The 25,107-nt window shown below is 56.9% G+C and carries 26 protein-coding genes and 2 tRNA genes; 12 read left to right on the forward strand and 16 right to left on the reverse strand.

The window, feature by feature from the left end:
• Positions 1-4: 4 nt before the first annotated feature.
• The 6 genes from VGJ94_03195 to VGJ94_03220 form a co-directional block, all read right to left on the reverse strand.
• Positions 5-463 carry a prepilin-type N-terminal cleavage/methylation domain-containing protein gene (locus VGJ94_03195; protein ID HEY3275602.1) on the reverse strand — a complete coding sequence of 153 codons (459 nt, stop codon included), beginning with the start codon at positions 461-463 and terminating at the stop codon, positions 5-7.
• Positions 464-470: 7 nt separating this feature from the next.
• Positions 471-1,664, reverse strand: coding sequence for a type II secretion system F family protein (locus VGJ94_03200; GenBank protein HEY3275603.1), 1,194 nt, complete (start codon positions 1,662-1,664; stop codon positions 471-473).
• Positions 1,664-3,190 (reverse strand): type II secretion system ATPase GspE, encoded by a 1,527-nt coding sequence (gene gspE, locus VGJ94_03205; GenBank protein HEY3275604.1) that lies wholly within the window; start codon positions 3,188-3,190, stop codon positions 1,664-1,666. Before gspE ends, VGJ94_03200 begins: the two co-directional genes overlap by 1 nt.
• 175 nt (positions 3,191-3,365) lie before the next feature.
• Positions 3,366-3,803, reverse strand: coding sequence for an arsenate reductase ArsC (locus VGJ94_03210; protein HEY3275605.1), 438 nt, complete (start codon positions 3,801-3,803; stop codon positions 3,366-3,368).
• A gap of 21 nt (positions 3,804-3,824) precedes the next feature.
• Complete coding sequence (locus tag VGJ94_03215; GenBank protein ID HEY3275606.1) at positions 3,825-4,283, reverse strand: metalloregulator ArsR/SmtB family transcription factor; 459 nt, start codon at positions 4,281-4,283, stop codon at positions 3,825-3,827.
• Positions 4,280-5,077 carry an arsenite methyltransferase gene (locus tag VGJ94_03220; protein ID HEY3275607.1) on the reverse strand — a complete coding sequence of 266 codons (798 nt, stop codon included), beginning with the start codon at positions 5,075-5,077 and terminating at the stop codon, positions 4,280-4,282. The genes VGJ94_03215 and VGJ94_03220 overlap by 4 nt, the downstream gene beginning before the upstream one ends.
• A gap of 366 nt (positions 5,078-5,443) precedes the next feature.
• Between VGJ94_03220 and VGJ94_03225 the strand changes: the two genes are divergently transcribed.
• Positions 5,444-5,833, forward strand: a complete 390-nt coding sequence (locus VGJ94_03225; GenBank protein HEY3275608.1) for a hypothetical protein — start codon at positions 5,444-5,446, stop codon at positions 5,831-5,833.
• A gap of 134 nt (positions 5,834-5,967) precedes the next feature.
• Here the strand turns inward: VGJ94_03225 and VGJ94_03230 are convergent, their stop codons facing one another.
• Complete coding sequence (locus VGJ94_03230; protein HEY3275609.1) at positions 5,968-6,414, reverse strand: universal stress protein; 447 nt, start codon at positions 6,412-6,414, stop codon at positions 5,968-5,970.
• 465 nt (positions 6,415-6,879) lie between these two features.
• On the opposite strand from VGJ94_03230, the gene VGJ94_03235 reads away from it, so the two are divergent.
• The 4 genes from VGJ94_03235 (at position 6,880) to VGJ94_03250 (ending at position 10,039) form a co-directional block, all read left to right on the forward strand.
• The gene (locus tag VGJ94_03235; protein HEY3275610.1) at positions 6,880-7,269 is read left to right on the forward strand and encodes a hypothetical protein; all 390 of its coding nucleotides are present in this window, start codon (positions 6,880-6,882) and stop codon (positions 7,267-7,269) included.
• A 104-nt stretch (positions 7,270-7,373) separates the two neighbouring features.
• Positions 7,374-7,763: a hypothetical protein gene (locus VGJ94_03240; protein ID HEY3275611.1), complete on the forward strand. Its 390-nt coding sequence runs from the start codon at positions 7,374-7,376 to the stop codon at positions 7,761-7,763.
• A gap of 182 nt (positions 7,764-7,945) precedes the next feature.
• Positions 7,946-9,454 (forward strand): Ada metal-binding domain-containing protein, encoded by a 1,509-nt coding sequence (locus VGJ94_03245; GenBank protein ID HEY3275612.1) that lies wholly within the window; start codon positions 7,946-7,948, stop codon positions 9,452-9,454.
• A gap of 51 nt (positions 9,455-9,505) precedes the next feature.
• Complete coding sequence (locus tag VGJ94_03250; GenBank protein HEY3275613.1) at positions 9,506-10,039, forward strand: methylated-DNA--[protein]-cysteine S-methyltransferase; 534 nt, start codon at positions 9,506-9,508, stop codon at positions 10,037-10,039.
• Positions 10,040-10,207: 168 nt separating this feature from the next.
• Here the strand turns inward: VGJ94_03250 and VGJ94_03255 are convergent, their stop codons facing one another.
• The 6 genes from VGJ94_03255 to VGJ94_03280 are packed head-to-tail and all read right to left on the reverse strand — an operon-like array spanning position 10,208 to position 14,837.
• Entirely contained in the window at positions 10,208-10,714 is a 507-nt protein-coding gene (locus tag VGJ94_03255; GenBank protein ID HEY3275614.1) for a nitrous oxide reductase accessory protein NosL, read from the reverse strand.
• Positions 10,715-10,763: 49 nt separating this feature from the next.
• Positions 10,764-11,507 carry an ABC transporter ATP-binding protein gene (locus VGJ94_03260; protein HEY3275615.1) on the reverse strand — a complete coding sequence of 248 codons (744 nt, stop codon included), beginning with the start codon at positions 11,505-11,507 and terminating at the stop codon, positions 10,764-10,766.
• Positions 11,504-12,697 (reverse strand): ABC transporter permease, encoded by a 1,194-nt coding sequence (locus tag VGJ94_03265; GenBank protein HEY3275616.1) that lies wholly within the window; start codon positions 12,695-12,697, stop codon positions 11,504-11,506. Before VGJ94_03265 ends, VGJ94_03260 begins: the two co-directional genes overlap by 4 nt.
• Positions 12,694-13,359 carry a hypothetical protein gene (locus VGJ94_03270; protein ID HEY3275617.1) on the reverse strand — a complete coding sequence of 222 codons (666 nt, stop codon included), beginning with the start codon at positions 13,357-13,359 and terminating at the stop codon, positions 12,694-12,696. The genes VGJ94_03265 and VGJ94_03270 overlap by 4 nt, the downstream gene beginning before the upstream one ends.
• 28 nt (positions 13,360-13,387) lie before the next feature.
• Entirely contained in the window at positions 13,388-14,386 is a 999-nt protein-coding gene (locus VGJ94_03275) for a hypothetical protein (GenBank protein HEY3275618.1), read from the reverse strand.
• On the reverse strand, positions 14,376-14,837 hold the full coding sequence (locus VGJ94_03280) for a hypothetical protein (GenBank protein HEY3275619.1): 462 nt from the start codon (positions 14,835-14,837) through the stop codon (positions 14,376-14,378). The genes VGJ94_03275 and VGJ94_03280 overlap by 11 nt, the downstream gene beginning before the upstream one ends.
• A gap of 182 nt (positions 14,838-15,019) precedes the next feature.
• Between VGJ94_03280 and VGJ94_03285 the strand changes: the two genes are divergently transcribed.
• Positions 15,020-15,439 carry a secondary thiamine-phosphate synthase enzyme YjbQ gene (locus tag VGJ94_03285; protein HEY3275620.1) on the forward strand — a complete coding sequence of 140 codons (420 nt, stop codon included), beginning with the start codon at positions 15,020-15,022 and terminating at the stop codon, positions 15,437-15,439.
• A gap of 11 nt (positions 15,440-15,450) precedes the next feature.
• Here the strand turns inward: VGJ94_03285 and VGJ94_03290 are convergent, their stop codons facing one another.
• Entirely contained in the window at positions 15,451-16,833 is a 1,383-nt protein-coding gene (locus VGJ94_03290; protein ID HEY3275621.1) for a pyruvate carboxylase subunit B, read from the reverse strand.
• Between the two features lie 94 nt (positions 16,834-16,927).
• Here VGJ94_03290 and VGJ94_03295 point away from each other — a divergent pair.
• The 6 genes from VGJ94_03295 to VGJ94_03320 all read left to right on the forward strand — a co-directional run bounded on the left by VGJ94_03295 (position 16,928) and on the right by VGJ94_03320 (position 23,823).
• A tRNA-Pro gene (locus VGJ94_03295) sits at positions 16,928-17,004 on the forward strand.
• A gap of 304 nt (positions 17,005-17,308) precedes the next feature.
• On the forward strand, positions 17,309-17,548 hold the full coding sequence (locus VGJ94_03300) for a PGPGW domain-containing protein (GenBank protein HEY3275622.1): 240 nt from the start codon (positions 17,309-17,311) through the stop codon (positions 17,546-17,548).
• The gene (locus VGJ94_03305) at positions 17,524-20,142 is read left to right on the forward strand and encodes a cation-translocating P-type ATPase (protein ID HEY3275623.1); all 2,619 of its coding nucleotides are present in this window, start codon (positions 17,524-17,526) and stop codon (positions 20,140-20,142) included. Before VGJ94_03300 ends, VGJ94_03305 begins: the two co-directional genes overlap by 25 nt.
• 94 nt (positions 20,143-20,236) lie before the next feature.
• Positions 20,237-20,309, forward strand: a tRNA-Glu gene (locus tag VGJ94_03310).
• Positions 20,310-20,764: 455 nt separating this feature from the next.
• Entirely contained in the window at positions 20,765-22,963 is a 2,199-nt protein-coding gene (locus VGJ94_03315) for a multicopper oxidase (GenBank protein ID HEY3275624.1), read from the forward strand.
• 116 nt (positions 22,964-23,079) lie between these two features.
• On the forward strand, positions 23,080-23,823 hold the full coding sequence (locus tag VGJ94_03320; GenBank protein HEY3275625.1) for an FKBP-type peptidyl-prolyl cis-trans isomerase: 744 nt from the start codon (positions 23,080-23,082) through the stop codon (positions 23,821-23,823).
• Positions 23,824-23,875: 52 nt separating this feature from the next.
• Here the strand turns inward: VGJ94_03320 and rdgB are convergent, their stop codons facing one another.
• Together rdgB and rph are read right to left on the reverse strand one after the other, a co-directional pair.
• Positions 23,876-24,490: an RdgB/HAM1 family non-canonical purine NTP pyrophosphatase gene (rdgB, locus tag VGJ94_03325; protein ID HEY3275626.1), complete on the reverse strand. Its 615-nt coding sequence runs from the start codon at positions 24,488-24,490 to the stop codon at positions 23,876-23,878.
• Between the two features lie 37 nt (positions 24,491-24,527).
• Positions 24,528-25,107, reverse strand: a 580-nt coding sequence (rph, locus tag VGJ94_03330; protein HEY3275627.1) for a ribonuclease PH, incomplete at its 5' end; no start/stop codon positions are given.

Here is a 25,107-nt window from a genome sequence, read left to right on the forward strand (position 1 = left end):
CGGATCATTGGCGCAGCCTCACGACCCCCACCACCGGGTCGGTCTCGATATAAATTGCTTTCTTTTTGTACGAGAGGACCACCACTCCGCCTTCAATTCCCCCTGTGGAGGAGAAGTTCATGGAATACCTTCCATTCCGCATAATGCCGCTATAGGGATCGACTACTCCGAGGGAAACCTCCGCGGGCAGTTTCCGTACCCCCACGCCCTCAATGCCGTAGAGGCGCCGGTCTAGGTCGAATACGAGGGCCAGGTCCATTCCGCGGTTCTGGGCGAGAAGCCGCGTCTGCCGTATGGCGGCCGAGATATCGCGGGCAGTGGAGGCGAGACGGGCGGAAGGGAGGGTGCTCGCCACGAATACGCCCCCCAATCCGAGCATAAGGCTCGCCAGAAGCATGACGATGATCAGCTCGAGGAGGGTAAACCCCCCGGAACCGGCGACGGATATAGGTCGATTCTTCATAAAAACCTCAAAAAGGCAGGTCCGTAATGCTGAAGATGGCCATGAGCATGGATATGACGATGAAGGCGATGACAAGTCCCATTACGAGAATCATGGCGGGCTCGAAAAAACCGACGAACCTCTTTACCGCGTCCCTCAAGCTTTTTTCATAGGCGGTGGCGACCTTGAGGAGCATCACGTCAAGCTGCCCCGTCTCCTCTCCGACCTTTATCATGGAGAGGGCCAGCGCCGGGACCACCCTTGCTTCCGCGAGGGGGCCTGCAATGCCTTTGCCTTCCTTCGCGCCTTTTGCAACGCTGTCGAGGCCGGAGGCGATCACCTGGTTCGTGATCACGTCCTTCGAGTTATTGAGGGCCTGAAGAAAAGAGACGCCGCTTCTCAGAAGCGTGCCCAGGGTCCTGCAGAACCGTGCGGTCTCGAGCTTCCTCAGGAGGTCCCCCATGAGCCTCAACTTTATCCCATCCCACTGGTAGCGCCCGTTCTTCGATTTGATCCAGCTCTTGAACAGGAGCCACAGGGCTGCCATGCCCGCGAAGCCGACCCACCAGTAGGACCTCATCCCGTCGCTCACGGCGAGAAGTATCTTGGTATTGAGCGGCAGAGAGCCGCCGAGCTCGGCGAAAATAGTCGAAAATTTGGGGAGCACGAAAGTGAGGAGAATAATTATGGAGACCCCTCCCGTAATGCTCAGGATCAGGGGATAGATCATGGCGGAGATGATATGGTCCTTTAATTCCTTTGATGATTCCAGAAATTCGTTCAATTTTTCAAGCACCACGTCGAGCACCCCGCCCGTCTCGCCCGCCCGGACCATGTTGACGTAGAGCCTGGGAAAGGCCTTCGGGTGCTTCTGCAGGGCATCGGAGAAGGAGCTTCCCTCCCGTATCGATTTGAGCACCGATTGGACGATCTCCTTCATATCCTTGCCTTCAGATATATCGGAGAGGATATTGAGGCTTCTGTCCAGGGGGAGCCCTGCGCTCAGGAGCACGGACAATTCGGAGGTAAAGGTGAGGAGATCTCCTTTCGAACGTTTGAAAGATATGCCTCTCAGCCCCTTCTGCCTCGGGGCCTGAACCTTGAGGGGTATGACGCCGGTGCTTCTGAGTCTCTCTATTGCGACCTTTTCGTCGGCGGCATCGATCACTCCCTCGATGGTTTCGCCGGCCATTGTAGTTGCCTGGTAAGAAAAAACAGCCATTACACCTCCTGGGTCACGCGGAGGATTTCGGACAGGGTGGTGATTCCGTTCCTGACCTTTATCACGCCATCCTCAAGAAGGGTCCTCATACCCCGCTCACGCGCCGCCTGCCGCGTCTGGATCGAGTCCGCGTTTCTGAGGATCATCTTTCGTATCTCCTCATCGATCACGAGAAGCTCGAATATGCCCTGCCTTCCATAATAGCCGGTATAGGCGCATGCCTCGCAGCCGCGCCCCCTGAAGAGGGTCACGTCTTTCGACAGCCCCATGATGTCGAGCTCCGCCTGGTCCGCGCCGGACGTGTCGATCTCTTTGCATTCCCGGCAGATGACACGCACTAGGCGCTGGGCGAGGATCCCTCGCACGGTGGACGAAAGAAGAAAACTTTCCACCCCCATGTCGAGGAGCCTCGTGATCGCGCTCGGTGCGTCGTTCGTGTGGAGGGTGGAAAAGACGAGGTGGCCCGTAAGGGCCGACTGTATCGCGATCTCCGCCGTGGCAAGGTCCCTGATCTCGCCGATCATGATGATATCAGGGTCCTGCCGCACGATATGACGCAGAGTATTGGAGAAATCGAGTCCGATCTGGGTTTTCACCTGGATCTGGTTTATGCCCTTGATCTGATATTCCACCGGGTCTTCCACGGTAATGATCTTCTTGTCCGGGGAATTGACCTTGTCGAGGGCGCCGTAAAGAGTAGTGGTCTTTCCGCTTCCGGTGGGCCCCGTTACCAGGACAATGCCGTTCGGCTTCTTGATAAGGCCGTTAAAAGTCGTCAACGTCTCGGGCAGAAAGCCCAGGAGGTCGAGATTCACCACCACGGTCTCCTTGTCGAGTATCCTCATGACCACCCCTTCGCCGTGGACGATGGGGATGGTGGAGACCCGGAGGTCTATCTCCCGCTCTCCCACGCGAAGGCGGATCCTGCCGTCCTGGGGGAGCCTCCGCTCCGCGATATTCATCTTGGACATGATCTTTATTCGGGAGACGATCGCTGCCTGGAGCCTCTTTGGCGCGGTCTCCACGTCGTGGAGCACGCCGTCGATGCGGTACCTCACCTTGAGCTCGTCCTCGAAAGGCTCGATATGGATATCACTCGCCCTGGCCTCCACGGCCCGGGTGATGAAAAGGTTGCAGAGCTTGATGATGGGGGCTTCCGACGCCAGGTCCTTGAGATGGCCCACGTCCTCTTCCTCGTCCTGGATGAACTCGAGACCATCCTCGTGGATATCTTCTATGATCCGGTTGATATTCTGGGTTTCCTGGCCGTAGAATTTTGTAATATATTCCTCGATGAGGGAGCCGTCCCCGGTATAGACGACCACTTCCGCCGCGACCGCCACCCGCAGCGCGTCGATCACCTCGCGGTCCGAGGGGTCCGCCATGAGGACTTTCAATATATTGTTCTTCAACTCGAGGGGGATAACCCTGTTTTCCTTCACGAATCGCGATGAAAGCCCGTCAAGCACGAAAGGCACTTTGGGGAAATCATCAGGACTCATGTACAATGCTTCTTCACCTATCATTATGCTAACTCCTTGAAATTGTGGAAGTGGGACAATAGTTAGTATAACACAGGAAAAATCCCGGGGCAATCCACTCCGGAAAAGGCGCCCGATAAGCTTTGCGGATGGTGTCTGCCTTTCGGAATTCGCGGGAGGCTCCATATGCGCCGCCCGCCTCCGGCCGGGTTAGAGATTTTTATTCCAGCCCTTCCGGCAGGGTCTCTATATAGGCCATGATCTCATCCCTTACCCGGCGGTAAGGGGACATGGCTTCTTCCTCGCTCGCGGCGCCCTGGGCGAGGCGGGGAGGGTCGTCGAAGGCTTTGTGGATGAGCCGGGACTTGCCCGGGAAGACGGGGCATGCGGCTGCCGCGTCTTCGCACAGGGTGATGACATAATCGAATTCTATGCCTTCCACTGCGGCAAGAGATTTCGATCTCTGTCCCGAGAGGTCTATCCCCGCCTCGGCCATGGCCCGCACTGCCCGTGGATCGATGCCTTTCGGTTCGACCCCGGCGGAGTAGGGCTCTATTAGGCCGGCCTTCAGGCGACGCGCCCACGCCTCGGCCATCTGACTCCTGCAGCTATTTCCCGTGCACAGGAAAAGGACTTTCTTCTTTTCTCCCGGGGCCATACACCCTCCTTTGCCCTGTCCTTATGCCCGTGCCGCGCAGCAACGGCCGGCAGGGAGAAGGGGCGGGGCGCTCTCTTTCATGAATGCTGCAAGTCTTATCCTGTCCTCCCTCACCATCTCATCCGGGACCTTCTCCACTACGGACAGAACCAAAAGACGCCTGAACAGGTCCGAATCATCGATCCTGTAGTGCATCCACTTCCCTTCTTTCCTGTCTTTCACCAGACCCGCTGCCCTGAGCACGCCGAGATGAAAGGAGACCTTCGACTGGCTCATATGAAAGGCAGCAACCACATGGCAGACACAGAGCTCGCCGTTGCCGAGGAGCTTCAGCATCCTGAGGCGCGTCTCGTCCGAGAGGGCCTTGAATAAGGAGAGCATCTCTTTTACCGGCTCTCCGCTGCGCTCCGGTCCCACAGGAAGTTCTACCGTCTCTCCCTGGGCCGCACCGCCTGTTCTATTCGTCCCCCTATGGCTCACTTTCGGGCCTCCACGTAGACGCTTACCGCGTAGTCGTTAAGGGACTCTCCCTCTCCGAGCCACTTGAGGAACTCTTTGCCTATCGGGTCTTTCGTACCGGGATCGGCGCAGGCCGATTTGCCCGCTGCGATCACCGTGATCTCCCTGAAGCCCGCTTTTTCGACGAGACCCCTGTATTCATCCAGCGTCACGGCCCCCGCAATGCAGCCCACGTATGCCTCGGCGTTTTGTTTCACCCTACCCGGCAGGTCCCTCGTGAGGGCCATATCGGAGACCGCGATCCTGCCTCCCGGCTTGAGGACCCTTCGGACCTCGTCGAAAACCCGCGCCTTATCCACCGAGAGGTTGATGACGCAATTGCTGATGACCGCGTCAACGGCATTGTCCGCCACGGGAAGGTTCTCGATCTCCCCAAGCCGGAACTCCACATTGGAGAAGCCGCCCTTTTTCGCATTCTCCCGCGCCTTCTCCACCATGGCAGGAGTCATGTCGACGCCTATCACTTTTCCCGTTGCGCCCACCTTCGGGGCGGCGACAAAACAATCGAAGCCTGCGCCCGAGCCGAGGTCGACCACCACTTCCCCCTCTTTAAGGGAGGCCAGGGCCGTGGGGTTTCCGCAGCTGAGCCCAAGGTTGGCCCCCTCCGGCAGCGTGGCAAGCTCCTCGTCCGAATAACCGAGTACTTTCGCGAAATCGATCAGGTCCCCTGCGGAGCCGCCGCAACACGATTTGCCCTGGGTCGCGATGCTGCTGTATGCCTCCCTCACCGTTTTCTTCGTCCTTATATCATCCATGTTCCCTCCTCATGCACATATCATATCAACTATTATTGATATGATATTAATTTTTTAATACTATTGTCAATAGGTTAAGCTTACTACATATCAATATCTATAATACCATCGTCACAACGGGCCTTTATCGTACCCCTTTTCAATTCCCGATTCCCGGTCAGGGCCGATTCGGCACGTTCTTTATTGTTGATTTAAGCCCTGCCAACCGTTTATAATAGGGACCGGCAGGGGAAGCAAAAGCTGGCGTTTGGATCTCTTTTCAACACAACAAGGACAAACCTGATTACCTCATCTTTGATCAAGATCCCTTTCCGCTTAGTTCTATCCATTCCGGTACATTCATAAATTTGATGAAGAGAGGGCGTCATGAAGAAGATGTTACTGTATTGCCTCGTTCTGGGGAGTCTCTGCGGATGCTCCGTAGGTATGGCGGTCTCCGGAAAACCTGAGCCCAATCTGTCGGTAGTGAAAGAGAAAGCGAAGATGGGGGAAGTCGAGCTCAATATCGGCTCCGCTCCCGTGAAAATGCTCTCCTTGCCCAACGGATATCTGCTCTGCGTCTATAAGTATGAGGTCGGGAATACCCCAAGTCCGGGAAGGGCGGCACTTCACGGCGCATTGGACATCCTTACCCTCGGCGCATGGGAAGTAATCGGCACTCCGGTGGAAAGTCTCGTAGGGCAGACCCATTACGTGGCGGTCACCTATGACAATGATGACAGGGTCGTGGAAGTAAAGCCCACCAGGACCCCTTGATTGATCACGGGCATCGCCGGCGGGTATTTTCCGGCGAAAATCCCGGACAGGCCGGGTTCACTGGTCCCGCCCTGTCCTGAAGGGCGGCCCGGCCTCCTTGCGGCCCCCTGACGGCTGTCCTTCAAGGCAAAAGATCATTTAGTCAGCAGGACAGGGCACGTTGCGCGCTTCACCACGTTGCGGGCTACTCCTCCTAAGGCATATCTCGCAAAGATCGATTTGCCCCGCGAGCCCATCACGATGAGGTCTATTCCCCTTTCCTTCTCTTCCTCCAGGATAGCCTCGTAAGGAATGCCCGTTATTACGCGGGTAGTGAGCTGCACCTGATGTGCTCCGGAGAATTTCTCCACCTGTTTCGCAAGGCTCTCTTCCGCCGCTTCCATGCTGTTCCTTTTGAATGCCTCCAGCATATCGTCGCTGAACGAGAATTCGAGGGACCCCCTGTGTATCTTCTCCTGAATTACGTGAGGAACATGCACCCTGGCCGCACACTGCACGGCAATGTCCAGGGCTTGCCCCAATGCCTTATCCGCGTATTCGGAAAAATCGGTCGGTACCATTATACTTGTCGGTTTAAGCATCGCCACCTCCAATTTTGGAATAAACTGACGGTTTCATTCAGTTCGTCCTGATTCTTTTGGGGACCGGCCGTCACTTCCCGGTCCCTCCCTATGTCATCCGGCTCGTGCGTTATCCATCCCGAAGCTGTCGGGCCGCAAGGAGGCCGGGCCACATCGCACGTGCCGGTTACCGGTTCATAGGGGTTATTCCCTTTTTCGGGTCTTCGATTTTCCATCCTTCAACTCCTGTGCATTGGTCCATCGGGCGCTATCGACGTGAACCTTTTGAGGGCAGCTTTTTGTGTGGGGTGGTTAAAAGCGCGAGCCTGGGGTACTCTTCTTCCTTTTTCCTTTGATAAGCACCTCCGGAATGTCTGTCAAGGGACCACGGAGAAGGCGAAGGAAAGGGTTACAAATGAATGAGGATTATGCTTTACTATCCCTTAGCCGGCTATTACGGATTTTGTTTCGAAGGAGAGGGGGTTCATGAAAAGGATAATATTCTGTTGCCTCATTCTGGGGAGTCTCTCAGGATGTTCCGTGGGCATGGCGATTTCCGGAAAACCTGAGCCCAATCTGACGGCAGTGAAGGAGAAGGTGAAAAGGGGCGAAGTTGAGCTCAATATCGGCTCTGCCCCGGTGAAATCCATCTCTTTACCCAATGGCCGGATGCTCTGCGTGTATAAATATGAGACCGGAAATACCCCCAGCCCCGGAAGGGCGGTATTCCACGGCTTGATGGACGTGCTCACCCTCGGCGTCTGGGAGGTGATCGGCACGCCCGTGGAAGGCTTTACCGGGGATACGCGCTATGTTTCCATAACCTACGACGGCGACGACAGGGTGGTGGAGGTCAAGCCCGTGAAAACCCCGTAAATCTTCTAGCATGCACTCCCCGCTTTCACACGGGCAGTTGACATCCCGGTTCCCCAATCCCATAGTAAGAATAACCTGGAATAATATACAGGGAGGGGGAGAATATGAAGAAATTGATAGTACTGATCGTGGCTCTCGTCATTAGCCTTTTCCCCGCGGCAGCCTCGTTTTCGTTGACGGCACTGGCCGCGGAAGGAGAAAACGAAAAGCCGGTGCAGGATAAGGGGCCGAGGACCGATGCCCTGACCTTCACGGGAATAGTGCAAAAAGTGGATGGCGCGCTCATCTCGGTCAAAAACAGGAAGGGCACGACAAAGACCTTCGATGTGTCCGAGGCGAAGCTGAAGGGTTACAAAGATGATGCCGAGATCAAGACCGGCGACGTGGTGAAGGTCGCATATCAGGAAAAGGACGATAAATTGACTGCCACGATAGTGACCAAAATCCGCGCCCGCCTCACGAAAGCCGGCGCCCCCCTGCTCAAAAGCATATAAAGACGAGCAAACCAGGACAAAATCCGCCCGTCCCTTGTCATCACTCTTATCGAAACATATGAATCCGTTCTGCTTTTTCTGTTTTTCATGTACCTGGAACAGGCGCTCACATTGATGTCCGAAAATGGCGGGCACCATGTTTTCGGAAGTGCTATCCTTACCGGATTGGATGACAATATGAAATGGGGAATAATCGTATGATGCTCGATGACGAGGCCTGTTATGCCGCACTGCGAGCCCGCAACGCAGGGTTCGACGGGCGATTTTTCGTGGGGGTGAGCTCGACCGGGATCTATTGCCGGCCGGTCTGCCCTGCCCGTACCCCGAAACAGGAGAACTGCTCATTTTATGCGAGCGCGGCGGCGGCGGAGGCGGCGGGATACCGGCCGTGTCTGAGGTGCCGGCCGGAGCTGGCTCCGGACCTTCTCCGTCTCGAAGGGGAGTCGCGCCTGGCGGGACTCGCCGCGAAAAGGATGGAGTCGGACGGGCTCTCCGATGAGACCCTCTCGGGTCTCGCGGGATCCCTGGGCATCACGGACCGCCATCTCCGGCGTCTCTTCGTACGCGAATACGGAGCGCCGCCCGTGGCGTGGCTTCAGACCCGGCGGCTCCTCACCGCCAAGCGGCTTCTCACCGATACGGGTCTGTCCGTAACCCAGGTTGCCATGGATGCCGGATTCGGCAGCGTACGGCGATTGAATGCCCTTTTTCGGTCCCGCTACACCCTCTCCCCCACGGATTTCCGGAAGAAAGCCAAGGTCGGTCCCGGCCCCGAGTCGCCCATTGCCCTCTCCCTCGCCTACAGGCCGCCCCTCGCGTGGGAGAGGCTGCTCCGCTTTTTTGAGCTGAGGGAGATCGCGGGCGTGGAGCATACGGAGGGCTCGCGCTATATGCGCACCGTCTCGGTGAGCCGCAAAGGAAAGACCTGCAAAGGCTGGATCGAGGTCAGAAATGTGCCGGAGCGGAACATGCTCCGCCTCAGCCTCTCTTCGTCTCTTTTTCCCGTCATAAACCAGGTGCTCATGCGTGTGCGCTTCCTTTTCGACCTCGACTGCTCCCCCGACGAGGTCCAAAAGGGAATCGGCGGCATGCGGGTGGGGGAAGAACCCATTTTCGAGCCCGGACTTCGGGTGCCCCATTCCTTCGACGGCTTCGAAATGGCCGTGAGGGCCGTCATGGGACGACAGATCACGGTGCGGGCCGCCCGGACCCTCGCCACCCGGGTTGCGGCCCATTTGGGCGAGCCGATCGAGACCCCTTTTAAAGAGCTGACCCTTATTTTTCCTTCCCCCGAACAGATCTGCGGCCTCGGCACGGAAGTGGAGGACCGCCTGGGCTCCCTCGGGGTGACCGGGGCGAGGTCCCGCTCGATCATGGCAGTGGCGGAGGCATTGAGAAAGGGAGAGATACGGCTCGGCCCGGACAGCGATGTCGAGGAGGAGATAAAACATCTCGCAACCCTGACCGGCTTCGGCCCCTGGACGGTTGAGTATTTGGCCTTACGCGCCCTTGGCTGGCCGGACGCCTTCCCCTCTACCGATTACGGGGTGAGAAAGGCCCTCGGGAACCCACCCCAGGGGGAGGTCGAGGCATTGGCCCGGACGTGGTCCCCGTGGCGGGCCTATGCGCTGGTGGCCCTGTGGGACTATCTGCAAAAGGCCCGCCGGGAAAAGGCCGGTCCGGTTCTATAACGCGTTACTGATGAAACACATATAACTTCGATCATATCAAGGAGCAAAAGAATGGAATTAAGGAAATGTACTATCTTCACCCCCTTGGGGGAAATGAGGGCTGCCGCGGAAGGAGACGCCCTGGTGGGACTCAGATTTTCCGGTCAAAAATATGACTGTAATTACGGGAAAGAATGGTCCGAAGAACCCGATTACCCCCTTTTCAAGGCCCTGGGCACGCAGCTCGACGCCTATTTCAGTGGCCGGCCCGAAAACTTCGACATACCTCTGTCGCTACGGGGCACTCCGTTTCAAAGGGCGGTGTGGGGACTGTTGAGAACCATACCCGCAGGAAAAACATCCACTTACGGGGCGCTCGCGATTCAGCTCCGCGAGCAGGGTCGGGCGGCTTACCCGCGGGCCGTGGGGGGCGCAATAGGGAGAAATCCCCTCTCCCTCATTGTTCCGTGCCATCGCGTGATAGGGTCGAACGGCCGACTTACCGGGTATGCAGGAGGCCTCGACCGTAAGGCCCTGCTGCTTGATTTGGAGAAAGGAGCCGATCCCGGCATGGCGTATTCGCCGAGGGGCGGGCAAAAGACATAGTTTCATTGACTTTAGGGCCCTATCGTCACAAAATGGAATATCCTGTGCCCTCCGATACAATTCTCTACGGGTTTAAATTCAAACAATGATTGAAAACGGCAAGGGGCGCACGCCTTTCTGCGGTCCTTGCCTTCAGTACCGTGCGGGGATTGCAAATCTAACCTGAAATCAGGGCTTCATGCCTTCGGGCATTCCTTTGCCGCCCATCATCTTTCGTCCCTTGCCCATCTCTTCGCGGGCCGCGGCTGTTGCTTCCTTGAAGGTCGCGAGATTTCCCCCGTTGGTTTTAATGAATACCTCGGCGTCTTCTTTCTTTTCAAACGCCCATTTTCCCACTCTCGCCATCACGCCCGGCCTTTCTCCCCCCACTACCCAAAAGGCCTTCTCCGCGTCGATGAGCTTTTTGGTATTATAGTCGGCGACCTTGATCGACTTTACAGCCTTATCCTGGTGCCGCCCCATTTCATCAATCGCACAGCGGAGGCTGCAGACTGCCTTTGTCGTGCCGTCGCTGAATTCGACGACCATGCGCGATGTATTGAATCTCTCCCTGTCCATGCCGCAATTGCTGCACGCCTTGTGGGTGGCGATATCCGGCTGCATCTGGGCCCATGCCGCTATGCCGGAGAGGAGACAAAACACTGCAATTGCGACCCATGTAAACTTCCTTCCCATCCTGTTCCTCCTGTATTTGAGTTTCACCCGGTTCTTTTCCCGGTTTTGTTTAAGTGACGGCTGCGGCAACCGGACCGGTCTTCCCTTTGCCTTGCGATATATCGATCTCGCCGATGTTCCCGTCCCGCATCTCGAGCATCCGGTCCGCGTAACGGGCGAGCTCCGGGTTGTGGGTAACCATTATGACGGTAAGACCCACCTCTTTATTCAACTGCTTGAGGACCCTGACGATCTCCTCCGACCGCTTCGTGTCGAGATTGCCTGTAGGCTCATCGGCAAGGAGTATCTCCGGCTTATTGACCATGGCCCTCGCGATGGCTACCCTCTGCATCTCGCCGCCCGAGATCTGGCCCGGAAGATGGTTCTTCCTGTGGTCGATCCCGAGAAGGGCGAGGAGCTTGTCTGCCTCCTGTTCCGTGCCCGGCTTTTGATAAAAGGTCAGGGGAAGGAGCACGTTCTCCCGGACGCTCAGGGTGGGAATAAGGTAGAAGTTCTGAAAGATATAGCCGAAGGCCTCCCTCCTTATTCTCGTCAGCTCCCGCTCGGAGAGTCTTTTGCCTCCGCCGAATATCATCCGGTCGTTGATGAAGAGCTCCCCGCCGGTCGGGTTGTCGAGGCAGCCTATCAGGTTGACGAGGGTGGTTTTTCCCGACCCGGAAGGGCCGATGATCGAGATGAAGTCGCCCTTCATTATTTTGAAGGAGACATTGTTCACCGCGACCACTTCCTCGATCCCCCGCGAATATACCTTGGTCAGTTGTGCCGCCTTTATGGTTTCCCGTGTTTCGCTCATCTTCCCGTCTCCCCCCGTATGGCCTCTAAGGGCCGGATCCTTCCCGCTCTCCATGCGGGATAGAGCCCGCTCAGGAGCCCTATCACAATAATCCCGATGAGGGTCGTCACGATGAGCTCCCCGTCTATCCGGACCAGACCGCCGCCCGGCGCATAGGGCAGGACGCGGCGCATGACGATATCCGTGACCCTCGAAAGGATGAGGGCGAAGATGATGCCGAGAACGCCGCCCACGGTGCAGAGCATGCTCGTCTCCAGCCAGATCAGCTTGAATATGTCCCACGGCATGGCCCCTATGGTCTTTAAGATCCCGATCTCCTGAAACCTTTCCCACACGGAGGTGAGGATAGTATTAATCACCCCCACCATGGCGATGACGATGGCGATGACCGCGATGGAGAGGACCATCACCTTTGCCGTGGAGATGAGCTTCATGATCGTATCTTTCACCTGGGCGAGGCTGACGATCTGTACGTCCGGGAGTTTGTAGAGCTTCTCCTCGAGGGGGCCGCTGTTCGCCCCCTTCTTGAGCTTGATGCCGATGGTGGTAATCTCGTTGGGCCTCTTGAAGATGGTTTGCAGGGTTTTCATGGGCACGAAGATGGTGCCGTCGTCCTGGGTGCCGGTCCTTTCGAGGATGCCCACCACTTTGAACTGCACGTTCTTTTCCGGCATGAGGATCATATCCCCTACCTCGCGCTGCTCGAGTTCGGCTGCCTCGAAGCCCATGACCGCCTCGTTTCCTTCCTCGCTCTTGAACCAGCCGCCCTGCCTGAATTTCAGGAAGGGCTTCATCTCCGAAAAGCTTTTCGGATCGACCCCGAAATAGGCGGCGATGCCGCCGCTCTCCCCCTTATTCGGATCGAAGACCGCAGACATGAGTATTGGCGTGATCTTGTCCACCTCGGGCTCCTTCGTGATATCCTTCATCACCGATTCGTCCATGTAGCGGAGCCCCGTCCCCCCTTTGAGCATGAGGGTCGCCGCCTCATAAGGGCAGCCCTTCGCCATGATCATGAGCTGGAACCCCATGTTGTCGATATCCTTATTTAAAGATGCTTCGTAGCCCTTATTGAAGCCGAGAAGGCTCACGAGCACCCATGCGGAAAGGGCGATGCCGACGACGGTCAGCACAGTGCGCACTTTTTTTCTCAAAAGGTTCTTGTATGCAACCTGAAACTTGGTAATCATTTCCTGTTACCCTCCTGCGCGGATTGCGCTGAAAAGACGAATTCATCCATGAGTATGAGGTTCTTCTTGGCGGCCCTGAGGGCTGCCCTGAAATCCCCTTCCGCTTCGGGCGCCGGGTTCTTTATCTCGCCTGCCTTCCCCGCGGCCTTGCCCGAGGCGACATCATACTTCTCGAAGTCTTTGAGATCCAGGCCGACGAACTGTTTGGCGAATTTAGGGTCCCTCAGCTTTCCCGCGTACTGGCTCGTCATCTTCTGGATGTAAAAACCCTTTATTGTCCCTTCGAGGTCCTGCACCAGGAAGACCTGGATACCCCCGAACTGGCCCTTCTGATTGACCCCGTGGATATAGCCCACTTTCTTCTTTCCCTGGTTGACCTCGTAGATTGTATAGGGCACGTCTATGGTTTCATAGATGCCGTGGAACTTGTCGCCGAGCCGCCGCTCCACGGTGGCGAGGAGCTTTTCCCCTCCTTTCTTCTGAATCGAGGTATAGACCGTCTTATATCCCGTGGATTGCGGAAAAAGTCTCGCCACGTCCCTGTCCGGGTCGTTGAGGTCGCAGCCCACCGCCGCCCACGAGGCGCTATATCCGGAACACAGAAGGAAAAGTGCCAAAATGAGATATCTTACTGCCCCTACGTTTCGTCTGTTCTTTTTCATACTCCTTCTCCGCCGGCACCCCACTCGATCAGAGTACCAGCTTATAAAAATAAATTTGGAATATTATGCTCGAATCGGTGGTATTGTGGTCGTACTGATACATGAGGCGCAGGGTGAGGTCGGAGGTGATCTGGCTCGAGGCGCAGAATGCCGCCTGCCAGTCCCGGTCGAACCCCTGTTTCCAGTAGGTGGGCTGGATCTCCAGCTTGAGCCGGTTCTCAGGGTCCACGTTAAACCCGATTCGATACATCATGGCATAAGTATCCTGGTCGAGCCAGGTGCCCGCGAGGATGTCAAAACGGTGCTCCCAACGGTCCCTCAGAATGGCGAAGTCGGCGCCCACGAGCCTCATCTCCTGGGCCTTCGGATCTCTCAGGTTATATCCCATGGTGTCGAGGGTCTTTCCGTAGCCCGCGGAAAATCCGATGTTGTAATTGTCGCGGCTCAAGACCCCGTAGGATATGCGGGACGCGGCCATGGAGTTGCCACGGGCATAGACGGGCATACCGGAGCCGGTCGTGTAAGTGGCCGCCACGTCTCCCCATGAAAAATCCTTTGAGAGCCCCGCGCCCCAGTCGCGGTCGTACCCGAAGCCCTGGATCGCGAGGGTCCGAAGCAGAAGGGCATGGCTGTCCAAATAGGAGCCGAGGCCGAAGGCGGGGCGGTTGTGACCTACCCACACGTAGGGACCCGGGGTCCTCACCTTGAAATAGGCGTTATACACCTGGGGCTCCCATTTTATCGAGTCCGCACCATCAAGACCGTTTACGGTAAGGGCCGCGCGGGCCTGGAGGGCGAAGGTGCCCCAGTCCCCGGACTCGCCGGAGAACCGCTTCAGGTAATCGAATCCCACGCTCGGCTTCTGCATCTCCGCGTCGGGGTTCTGGGAATAATAAATTGTCTTTCTCAGCTCTGATGAATACCCCATGATGCCCTGGGACTCGAAATAGAGAAGCTGGTCGGCCGCCTGCACGGCGCCGCCGGAAGCGAAAAAAATTGCGATGAGAAGGAGGAGCCTATACGTCAAAGTTCACCCTGCCGCGCATGACGACCTTTCCCTCCTTTGATATGGTTACCCGGATCTCCCAATCACCGGGCATGACAATGTTCACGGGCAGGAGATAATCGCCCCTTTTGGAGAGGCTGAACGTCTTGTCGCCCGTCTCGTGGGCGCCCTTCATGGAAGGCATCCCCGCGTCGCCTTTCAACTCGAAGGAGGTATCCTTCTTTCCTTCTTTCGTAAAAATCTCTATCTTCGTGATGAGCATGCCGAGCTTAGGCGTCCGGTCGAAGCTATAGATGAGGTAATGGGTGCTTCCCATGGAAATCTTCTTGCCCGGACCGGCCATGGGCGCAAAAGCCGCTCCGTCCGCGGCAGCCCCTTCCTTTGCCTCTCCGAAAAAGGGCATGAGGAGGAGGACGAACCCCGCAATGAGCAGGCCGGGGAGGATGCACTTCTTCAGAGTCGGGTGGATCATGGGCACAGTCTCCTTATTTCGTGTGGTAAGTTTCTTTCAAAAACGTCTATTAATGTTATGCACGATCTGGGGTCATGTCAATAAGCCCGCGGCCGCGGACAGGGCCGATTAAATTCCTGTTGCGTGAAAAGGCGTATGAGATTAGTATTGAGGTGAAGGAATGACGAGAGGGGGCAACTACCATGAACATCATGAACGAGAGAATCACCTTCGAGACAAAGGGAGCGGGCGACCTGACCGACATTACGGGCGAGCTCCAGCGGCTCCTTAACAAATCGACCCTCATGGACGGGAATATGACGGTCTTCGTCGCGGGCTCCACCGCGGGCATCACGACTTTCGAGTACGAGCCGGGCATGATAAAGGACATCACCGAATTTTACGAGAAACTCGCCCCCTCGGGAGTCCATTATCACCATGACGACACGTGGGGAGACGCCAACGGGTTCAGCCACGTCCGCGCTGCCTTCACGGGCCCTTCACTCACCCTGCCTTTCGAGGACGGCAGACTGCTGCTGGGCACATGGCAGCAGGTGGTGCTCGCCGAATTCGACAATAGGCCGAGACGGCGCGAGCTCGTCGTCCAGCTTATGGGGATATAGGGAAAAATCCCTTATTCGGACTTGACCCCGTATTTCTTTTTAAGAAACTCCAGCCCCGTCATGGGATAGAGGGCGTAAGTAAGAATGTCTCCCATGTCCTCGGAGATGCCTTTCAAAGCCTCTTTTGCCTTGGGAAGCTCGGGCTCGAGTATATCGCCGGGTCTCACCTCGATGGGCACGTCGCCCTTTTCATAACCCTTCAGGGCCTTCTTGCGGATCTCCTCGTTCACTGCCACGGGCGGTCTCCCATAGAGGCCGTAAAAGTAGTCCTTCACCTCTTTCGAGATCATCTTGTATCTTCCCGCAATGACGTTGAATACCGCCTGGACGCCGACGATCTGGCTCGTGGGCGTCACCAGCGGCGGAAACCCGAGGTCCGCGCGGGTTCTCGGTATCTCCTCGTAGACCTCTTTCAGGCGGTGGAGCGCCTTGGCCTGTTTGAGCTGGCTCACGAGGTTGCTTATCATGCCCCCGGGTATCTGGTGCATGAGCACCCCGATATCGATTACGGCAAAACGTGTGGTGTCGGCGAACTGCATGTAGTTGGGAACGATCGTCTCCAGGTATTCGTCGATCTCGGCCGCCACTTCAAGATCGAGGCCCGTATCGTGTTCCGTGCCGCGAAGGGTGATGATGAAGGGTTCGACCGCCGAATGGGATGACCTGAGCCCGAAGGGGGCAAGGCACGTATCGATGCCGTCCGCTCCCGCCTCGATCGCTTTCAGAAGCGCCATGGAGGCCATGCCGCTCGTGTAGTGGGTATGGAGGTGCACGGGGATGGTAAGGGAGGCCTTGAGGGCCGAGATGAGGTCAAAGGCGTCGTAGGGCGAGATAATGCCCGCCATGTCTTTTATGCAGAGTGAATCGGCGCCCATCTCCTCGATGGTCTTCGCTTTCTTTACATAATAATCGATATTGAATATAGGCCCGCCCAGCTTCTTTTCCGTGAGGGAATAGGAGAGGGCGCCCTGGATATGGCGGCCGCATTTCTTGATGGCCTCGAAGGCGGCGATGAAATTGCGCTCGTCATTGAGGGCATCGAAGACACGAAATATCTCGATCCCCGCTTCGGCGGCCCTGGCCACGAAGGCGTGGACCACGTCGTCCGCATAGTTCCTGTAGCCCACAAGGTTCTGTCCCCTGAGGAGCATCTGGAACTTCGTGGTGGGCATCCGCTCTTTGAGGAGCCTGACCCTCTCCCACGGGTCTTCGTTGAGGAAACGGGTCATCACGTCGAAGGTGGCGCCGCCCCAGACCTCCATGGAGTAAAACCCCATACGCTCCATCTTCTCGGCAATGGGCAGCATATCCTCAGTGGTCATCCGCGTGGCAAACAGGGATTGGTGTCCGTCGCGTAACGTGAGATCGGTGACTTTGATGCCCTTCTTTTCCATGGTTAACCCTCCTCGCAAAAGTGGTGATTAGTTATCATGTCTTCCTGAAAAAATCAATGGAATATTTCCTCCGAGTCTGCTATCCTTTTAGCCACGGGAAGTAGCTCAGCATGGTGGAGCACAGCGTTCGGGACGCTGGGGTCGCAGGTTCAAATCCTGTCTTCCCGACCATTTTACCCCCTCGATCAAATATCCGGAGTTTTATAATCCCTTTTTTCTGTAGCCAATCTGCCGCCCGAGTATGGGGGGTAATGAAAATATAAGTCCTTCCGTCGGGTGTTCAACCGTGTTGTGACCGGCGCAGGCCGCTGAAGGTCCATATAGGTATTTCCCGGATTCCTTTATCAAGATGAGCCCTTTCCGGTTTTATCAGCCCCAGGCCTCCCACACCCATAGCCTGTTTGACCGGCACCCCCCCGCTCCTTATATTGTAAGAAATGAAATCAATCCATAGACGTGAGGGGAATGGCCTATTTTGAACTGGCCGGCCGGAACAATAAAAAAAGTAGTGGTCGGCGTGATAGGCGGCACCGTGGTCCTCGTGGGGATCGCCATGATCGTGCTTCCGGGACCGGCTTTTGTCCTTATCCCCCTGGGTCTGGCAATTCTTGCCACAGAATTCGCGTGGGCGAAAAAACTCCTGAAAAAAGTAAAGCTCGAGATCAAGAAAAGGATCAATAGAGGCGGCATATGGAATGGCACCAAAAAGAGATAGAGAAGGTCTTCGGCGAGCTCGGCACCTCGCGGCTCGGCCTCGGAGCCGAGGAAGCCGCGAAAAGGCTCTCCGAATACGGTCCCAACGAGATGGAGGAAAAGGGAAAGAAATCGCCCTTTGCCATGCTCCTCGGCCAGTTCAAGGACTTCATGATCCTCGTTCTTATTGCCGCGGCCATCATATCGGGCTTTATCGGCGAGGTATCCGATACAATCACCATCATTATCATCGTGGCATTAAACGGCGCGGTCGGCTTTATTCAGGAGTACCGGGCGGAGAAGGCCATGGAGGCGCTCAAGAAGATGGCGGGCTTTACTGCCACGGTTATCCGTAACGGGACGCAGGGCCAAGCGCCCTCGTCGGCCCTGGTGCCCGGTGACGTGGTGGTCCTCGAGGCGGGAAAGGTGGTCCCCGCCGATATGAGGCTCTTCGAGATTTATGAGCTCAAGGTCGAGGAAGCCGCCCTCACCGGGGAATCAATGCCGGTGGAGAAGGAGGGGGAACCCATTGAGGAACAGTCTCTCTCTCCCGGCGATCGGATCAATATGGCATTCAAGGGCACCGTCGTTTCCTATGGCCGGGGCTCCGGGGTGGTGATTGCCACCGGAATGAAGACGGAGCTCGGCAAGATAGCGGCCATGCTCCAGGAAGGCAGCGAGGTAAAGACCCCTCTTCAGAAAAGGCTCGCCTCCTTCAGCCAGAAACTCGCTTTCGCCGTCCTCGCGATTTGCGCCATAGTCCTCTTTGTGGGCATCATGAGAGGAGAAAAACCCCTGCTCATGCTCCTCACTGCCGTCTCTTTGGCCGTGGCCGCCATACCGGAGGCCCTCCCTGCGGTCATCACCGTCTCCCTTGCCCTGGGCGCAAAAAAACTGGCGGCACAAAATGCCCTCATACGGAAGCTTCCCGCGGTGGAGACCCTGGGATCGGTGACGTACATCTGCTCCGACAAGACCGGGACACTCACCATGAACAAGATGACCGTGGAGCAGGTATACCTCAATGAGACCATTTTCGAGGCCGGCCGGCTTTCGGGGCGGGAAATCCCCGAAGAATTGAGGGAGATCTTCATGAAAGGCCTGGCGTTGAGTAATGACGTAGAGGAGGACATGGACGGCAGGCTCATGGGCGATCCCACTGAAACGGCCCTTGTCGCCGTTGCGAAACTCCATGGGGTCAACAAGAAGGACCTCCTGACAACGCACCCGAGAGTCGCTGAAATCTCCTTCGATTCAGTAAGGAAGTGCATGACCACTTTTCATAAATGGAACGGGGGGTACATAGCCTTCACCAAGGGGGCCATCGACGCCTTCCTCGATAAATCGGTCAATATCCTCACCGCGAAGGGACCAGTTGAGGCGGACCCCGAAGATTTGCGGTGTGCCAATGAACGAATGGCCGGACAGGGCCTTCGGGTCCTTGCCGTTGCGATGAGGAGGTGGGATGCCATTCCGGAGGTCCTGTCTCCCGATACGGTGGAGACGGGGCTTACCCTTATCGGAATCGCGGGCATGATGGACCCTCCGCGGGAAGAGGCGAAGCAGGCCGTGGCCATGTGCCGGGAGGCGGGCATAGTACCGGTAATGATCACTGGCGACCACCCGCTCACGGCGAGAATCATTGCGACCAAACTGGGTATCATCAGCGAAGGCTCAATGGCGGTGACCACGGGACGCGATCTGGACCGGCTCGACCCTGCAGCGCTTCGCGACAGAGTCGAGCAATTGCGGGTGTATGCACGGGTGGCTCCGGAGCAAAAGCTGAAAATCGTCAAAGCCCTTCAGGAGAGGGGCCAATACGTGGCCATGACGGGCGACGGGGTAAACGACGCCCCTGCCCTCAAGCGAGCCGATATCGGCATTGCCATGGGGATCACAGGGACGGACGTCTCGAAAGAAGCGGCCCACATGATTCTTTTGGATGATAATTTTGCGACCATCGTCAAGGCAGTCGCGGAAGGCAGAAAAATCTACGACAATATACGAAAATTTATCAAATATCTTCTTACCACCAATTCGGGTGAAATATGGACCCTCTTTCTCGCGCCCCTCGTGGGCCTCCCCATTCCCCTCCTGCCGATCCATATCCTCTGGATCAACCTCGTGACCGACGGCCTGCCCGCCCTGGCCCTCTCCCTGGAGCCCGCCGAGGGCGACGTAATGGCAAGGCCCCCGAGGAGCCCGAAGGAGACCATCTTTGCCGGCGGCGTCGGAATCCATGCAATATGGGTAGGTCTTCTCATGGCGGGAATCGCCCTTCTGGTCCAGACCTGGTCGATCAGTACCGATCATGCTCATTGGCAGACCATGGTTTTCACCGTATTGTGCCTGACCCAGCTCGGCCATGTCCTCGCCATACGATCGGAAAGAACCTCCCTTTTCTCCACCGGCCTTTTCTCCAATGCCTGGCTCACCGGCGCCGTAGCGATCACATTCCTTTTGCAGATGGCCACGGTCTATATTCCCGCCCTCAATCCCGTGTTCAAAACGGTCCCGCTCACGGGCGCCGAGCTGTCTATCACCCTGGTTCTCTCCTCGGTTGTCTTTTTTGCCGTCGAGCTTGAAAAATTGGTAAAACGGCGCAAGGGGCTATAACTCTTACCTTTAGTGCCCTCCGGCAAAACCCTCAGACAGGCCGGGACCGTTTTTAGTGGATAAAAGAAACGTTTTTTGGTAATATTATCGCTACGGTCCCATCGTCTAGTGGCCCAGGACGCTGGCCTCTCACGCCGGAAACAGGGGTTCGAAACCCCTTGGGACTATTTTCAAGCCTTTATAAGGAGACCTCTAACGGTCTCCTTTCGTTTTATCCCCCAATTCCGGTGTTCAAAATTGAACCCAAATAATGTCTCCTGCCGCAATACTGCATCTCACCATATAAGACACCCATATTGCGCTGCAAGACAAAGATGGGAGGCTCGCCGCATCGTTTTGACTACATGTCCCCGAGTATTCCGCTTACGTATTCCATACTTCCATTAAAAGGGGAATAACGGGAAAATTGTGATGAAGTCTGGCATGGATCTTGGATATACACCGCATTGGCGGGCAGGTTCAGTGAACACCTGCCTCTGCGCAATGTAATCGTTTTAGCTACACAATGGAATACTGAACAGGGAGCTTACGACTCCCCAAGGGGACCGGTATACCCCCGGATAGCCGGCGTATAACGAAGAAGCTTAACTCACAAATTTCTTACGCTATGGAGGAGTGATCAATGAAGAAGAATCGCGCGGCATTGTTTTTGTGGCTTTTGTTACCGGCCTTTCTCATGCTGGCTTCACCCGGGGGCGCGGGTGCGAGTAATCTCGTGACCCAGACGTGGCTGCCGGGGGATACGCTTTTCCCGACTATCGGGTTCACCACGGGCCTTCCCATATTCGGTCCCGGCTATAATGCAGCCCTGCCCAGGGTAAACGCCCTGGCCCACCCCTTTCTCACGGTGACCATGAAGGAGGTGGAGCAGCAGGTATTGCCTCTGCCTGCCCCGAAAACGCGAGTATGGGCGTACGAGATGTCCGATTCCAGGACGGGCCGCGTCCTGGGACCGGCGCATTGGCCCGCAGTAACGGTGGAAGCCCGAAAAGGGGCTGCCGCCACAATGAAATTCGTAAACAACCTTCCGAGCTTCAATCCTCTCCAGCCGACCGGCCCAGGACTCGTTCAGGGCCTGGTGACCGTGGATAAGACAATACACTGGGCAGACCCCTTTAACGCCCCTTATGACAATTACTGTATAGACGATCCCACCGAGCCGGGCTGCGGATTGCCCTTTATCGGCTCACCACCTGCCGCCGTGCACCTTCACGGGGCAGAGACCTTCTCCGGCTTCGACGGGGGCCCGCAACAATGGTTCTCCCCGAACGGCGCACGGGGTTCCGACTTTTATACCCTCGGCTATCCCGGACCCGGGGAGGCGATATACAGGTACATAAACCAGCAGGAGCCCGGGACCCTCTGGTTCCACGATCACGCCCTCGGCGCGACCCGCACCAACGTCTATAGCGGCATGGCCGCCTTTTATTTCCTCAGGGCCCCGGGGCAGGAACCCAGGAATCTGCCTGCCGGCGCGTATGAGATCGAAGCAGCCATCCAGGACCGGCAGTTCGACACGAATGCCCAGCTTTTCTGGCCTGACGGCAGCGGGGCGGCATGCGGCACAGGAAACGCGGACGACCCATGCCTCAACGGCGCGCCGCCGAACCCCACAATCCACCCTTTCTGGATACCTGAATTCATCGGCGACGTCGTCATGGTAAACGGCGCGCCATGGCCCGTCCTCAACGTGGAGCCACGACGCTATCTCTTCCGCGTGCTGAACGGCTCCAACGCGCGCTTTTGGCGGATGACCTTCGGCAACACGGGCGCCGGCGAGCCTGCTCCTCCGGTCTGGGCGATCGGCTCCGATGACGGCTACCTCGACGCCCCCGCGGAACTGAGCAATGCCTTTATCGCGCCGGGAGAGCGTATTTACGTGATCGTCGATTTCACCGGCCTTGCCGGGCAAACCGTAACGGTTATGAACGATGCGCCGGTCCCTTACCCCAACGGGTTAGTGCCGGGAGTGGACACCAACCAGCTCAATATGAACAAGGTCTTTCGGTTCAATGTCTCCCTTCCCCTTCAGGGAGTCGACAGAAGCTGCAATCCTGCCGCAAACGGGTGCAAGCGTCCCGTCAGGACGGTGCGCCTCACGGATGGCGCGGGAAGCGTGGCCCCGGGTGTGACGATCAGCAAGAGAAGACAGATCGTGCTGAAAGAATGGGAAGCCGCAGGGGGTCCCCATGAAGTATTCGTCAACAATACGAGTTACGACGGCCTTATGTCCGCCAATATCGAGCCCCTCTTTCCCGCGGACGGTATAAGCGAGCTCCCCCAGGTCGGCTCGACGGAGCTTTGGGAGATCATAAACCTCACCATGGATGCCCATCCCATGCATACCCACCTGGTGCAGTTCCAGATCCTTGACAGGCAGGCCTACAGCGACGACCCCGTGACCGGTTATTCCGCCGCATGGGAAGCCGCGTTCGGGACCGCGGGCATGGCGCCCCTGCCTGCAGGCTGCGTGGCCGGCCAGTTCTGCCCCGGCTACGGCCCTCCCCTGGCATATAATGTGCCGAACGGGGACGGCGCGCTCGGTGGAAACCCTGCCCTTACCCCTTACCTGATCCCCGGCAGCACGCGGGCACCCGACCCATGGGAGAGCGGATGGAAAGATACGGCCAAGGCCCTGCCCGGCGAGGTGCTACGCCTCCTCGTCAGGTTCGCCCCCACGAGCTCGCCCGTGAGGACGGCCAGGCCGGGCCGCAACCTTTTCAGCTTCGATCCTACCCAGGGACCGGGCTACGTCTGGCACTGCCACATCATCGACCATGAGGACAACGAGATGATGCGCCCGTACAAAGTGGTAAGGTAAATATTCAAGAAGAATAACAGCCGGAGGGTGTGCGCCCTCCGGTTTTTTTATTTATCCCTGTTGCCGGGCAACGCCCTGGTATATAATATCCGCAAAAATCCTATTGGAGGATGTATATGGTAACGAAAATATGTCTCGCCGGCCTTGCCCTTATCCTCTTTGTCCCCCTGTGCCGGGCCGAAGGCAATAAACCTCCCGAAGGCCTGAAGTCAAGGGAAAGCTACAGTCTCGGATACGAATTCGGCGCCCGCATTCATCGACAGGGCGTGGAGATCGACAGGGAGGTTCTCATCTCCGCGATTACGGATGGTCTGTCGGGCAAGGAGGCCGCTCTCACCCCTCAGGGGATGAGCGAGACCCTGAAGGAGCTGAGAAAGAAGGTAATGGTCACCATAAACCGGCGTGCAGATGAGGGAGCGGCGCGCAATCTGGAAAAAGGAAAGATATTCCTGTACGAAAACAGGAAGAAAGAAGGAGTGGTAACTTTGCCGAGCGGCCTGCAGTACCGGGTCCTCCGTGAGGGGAACGGACCGGTCCCCAAAGAGGACGATACCGTCTCCGTAAATTATCGGGGCACTCTCATAGACGGCACGGAATTCGATAACAGCCGGAAAAGGGGTGAGCCCGCCGTGATCCAGGTAAAAGGGGTGATCAAGGGCTGGTCGGAGGCGCTGCAGCGTATGAAGATGGGCTCTCTATGGCAGATCTTTGTCCCGGAAGACCTTGCCTACGCCAACCGCCGGTTCGGTCGTATCCCGCCAAGGAGTACCCTCATCTTCGAATTGGAGCTGGTATCGATACAGGAAAAGGGAGAGGCGGGCGCAGGAAAGACGGGCGCGAAAAAGGGAGAAGAAAAATAACGGGAATAACGGTCGATGGAATGGGACGGCCTGCCCGCCGTTGAAGTGCCTCTTACAGGTGGGAAATGACTGAATCCTTATAGAACTTGAGGTTGAGGAAATTCCTGAAGGAGAGGAGAGCCTGTCCCCTGTGGCTGACCGCGTTCTTCTCTTCCACGGAGAGCTCGGCCATGGTCTTATCGAACTGAGGCACATAGAATAGGGGGTCATATCCGAAGCCCCTGTCCCCTTGCTTCTCCAGGGTTATAATGCCGTTCAGGGCGCCATAGAAAATATAGCTCACTTCCCGCTCCGGGAGGTAATAGGCGAGATAAGCCTTGAATACGGCGCCCCTTTTCCCCCATTCAACCCCCTCCATTTCCGAAAGGAGCCTGTCGACCCTTTCTTCGTCCGTATTTCCGTAACGGGCGGAGAGGACGCCCGGACGGCCTCCGAGGGCGTCGACCTCGAGCCCCGAATCGTCTGCCAGGGTCTCCATGGCAAAGCGGTCCCCAATTTTTCGCGCCTTCTTTATCACGTTCTCCGTGTAAAGAAGACTGTCCTCTTCTATCGCCACTTTTTCATCGAAATCATTGAGGGAGTAAAAGCGGTCGAACTCGCCGGCGAGAAAATGGGCGATTTCAAGATATTTTCCCCTGTTCCCGGTGGCAATAATAAGGCTTTTCATATGCGGAGCGTGGATGCCGGGCAAGCCATGGCTAAGCCTATGCAGGAAACAGGGGGCCCAGGACCTGCTTCTGGATCCGCGTGATCTCGTGTATGCCTTTATATGCGTACTGGTACATGGTGTCGAATTGCTCTTTCGTGAAAGGGGATTTCTCGGCCGTCCCCTGGACTTCGATGAGGAGGCCTTTTCCCGTCATCACGAAATTCATGTCCACTTCGGCCTTCGAATCCTCTTCATAGGAAAGGTCAAGGACCACCTCTCCATGCACGAGCCCCACGCTGATGGCCGCCATCGAATCCCTGAGAGGGACCTTATCGACCACGCCCCTTCTCTTCATGTTCCAGAGGGCATCCACAAGGGCCACATAGGCGCCCGTGATGCTCGCGGTTCGCGTGCCGCCGTCGGCCTGGATTACGTCACAATCGATCCAGATGGTTTTCTCGCCGAGGGCATCGAGGTTCACGATTGCCCTCAATACCCTGCCGATCAGTCTTTGAATCTCGTGAGTCCTGCCGCCCACTCTCCCCTGGACCGCTTCCCTGGAGGACCTTGTGTGGGTTGCCCGGGGGAGCATGGAATACTCGGCGGTAAGCCACCCCCTGCCCGAGTTCCTGAGG

The sequence above is a fragment of the Syntrophorhabdaceae bacterium genome (assembly GCA_036504895.1).
In the GTDB taxonomy this organism is placed as follows: Bacteria; Desulfobacterota; Syntrophorhabdia; order Syntrophorhabdales; family Syntrophorhabdaceae; genus PNOM01.

Coding starts and splice junctions, on each gene's coding strand:
- VGJ94_03195 (HEY3275602.1), bottom strand. CDS start 463: ATGAAGAATCGACCTATATCCGTCGCCGGTTCCGGGGGGTTTACCCTC.
- VGJ94_03200 (HEY3275603.1), bottom strand. CDS start 1,664: ATGGCTGTTTTTTCTTACCAGGCAACTACAATGGCCGGCGAAACCATC.
- gspE (HEY3275604.1), bottom strand. CDS start 3,190: ATGATAGGTGAAGAAGCATTGTACATGAGTCCTGATGATTTCCCCAAA.
- VGJ94_03210 (HEY3275605.1), bottom strand. CDS start 3,803: ATGGCCCCGGGAGAAAAGAAGAAAGTCCTTTTCCTGTGCACGGGAAAT.
- VGJ94_03220 (HEY3275607.1), bottom strand. CDS start 5,077: ATGGATGATATAAGGACGAAGAAAACGGTGAGGGAGGCATACAGCAGC.
- VGJ94_03225 (HEY3275608.1), top strand. CDS start 5,444: ATGAAGAAGATGTTACTGTATTGCCTCGTTCTGGGGAGTCTCTGCGGA.
- VGJ94_03230 (HEY3275609.1), bottom strand. CDS start 6,414: ATGCTTAAACCGACAAGTATAATGGTACCGACCGATTTTTCCGAATAC.
- VGJ94_03235 (HEY3275610.1), top strand. CDS start 6,880: ATGAAAAGGATAATATTCTGTTGCCTCATTCTGGGGAGTCTCTCAGGA.
- VGJ94_03240 (HEY3275611.1), top strand. CDS start 7,374: ATGAAGAAATTGATAGTACTGATCGTGGCTCTCGTCATTAGCCTTTTC.
- VGJ94_03245 (HEY3275612.1), top strand. CDS start 7,946: ATGGGGAATAATCGTATGATGCTCGATGACGAGGCCTGTTATGCCGCA.
- VGJ94_03250 (HEY3275613.1), top strand. CDS start 9,506: ATGGAATTAAGGAAATGTACTATCTTCACCCCCTTGGGGGAAATGAGG.
- VGJ94_03255 (HEY3275614.1), bottom strand. CDS start 10,714: ATGGGAAGGAAGTTTACATGGGTCGCAATTGCAGTGTTTTGTCTCCTC.
- VGJ94_03260 (HEY3275615.1), bottom strand. CDS start 11,507: ATGAGCGAAACACGGGAAACCATAAAGGCGGCACAACTGACCAAGGTA.
- VGJ94_03265 (HEY3275616.1), bottom strand. CDS start 12,697: ATGATTACCAAGTTTCAGGTTGCATACAAGAACCTTTTGAGAAAAAAA.
- VGJ94_03270 (HEY3275617.1), bottom strand. CDS start 13,359: ATGAAAAAGAACAGACGAAACGTAGGGGCAGTAAGATATCTCATTTTG.
- VGJ94_03280 (HEY3275619.1), bottom strand. CDS start 14,837: ATGATCCACCCGACTCTGAAGAAGTGCATCCTCCCCGGCCTGCTCATT.
- VGJ94_03285 (HEY3275620.1), top strand. CDS start 15,020: ATGAACATCATGAACGAGAGAATCACCTTCGAGACAAAGGGAGCGGGC.
- VGJ94_03290 (HEY3275621.1), bottom strand. CDS start 16,833: ATGGAAAAGAAGGGCATCAAAGTCACCGATCTCACGTTACGCGACGGA.
- VGJ94_03305 (HEY3275623.1), top strand. CDS start 17,524: ATGGAATGGCACCAAAAAGAGATAGAGAAGGTCTTCGGCGAGCTCGGC.
- VGJ94_03315 (HEY3275624.1), top strand. CDS start 20,765: ATGAAGAAGAATCGCGCGGCATTGTTTTTGTGGCTTTTGTTACCGGCC.
- VGJ94_03320 (HEY3275625.1), top strand. CDS start 23,080: ATGGTAACGAAAATATGTCTCGCCGGCCTTGCCCTTATCCTCTTTGTC.
- rdgB (HEY3275626.1), bottom strand. CDS start 24,490: ATGAAAAGCCTTATTATTGCCACCGGGAACAGGGGAAAATATCTTGAA.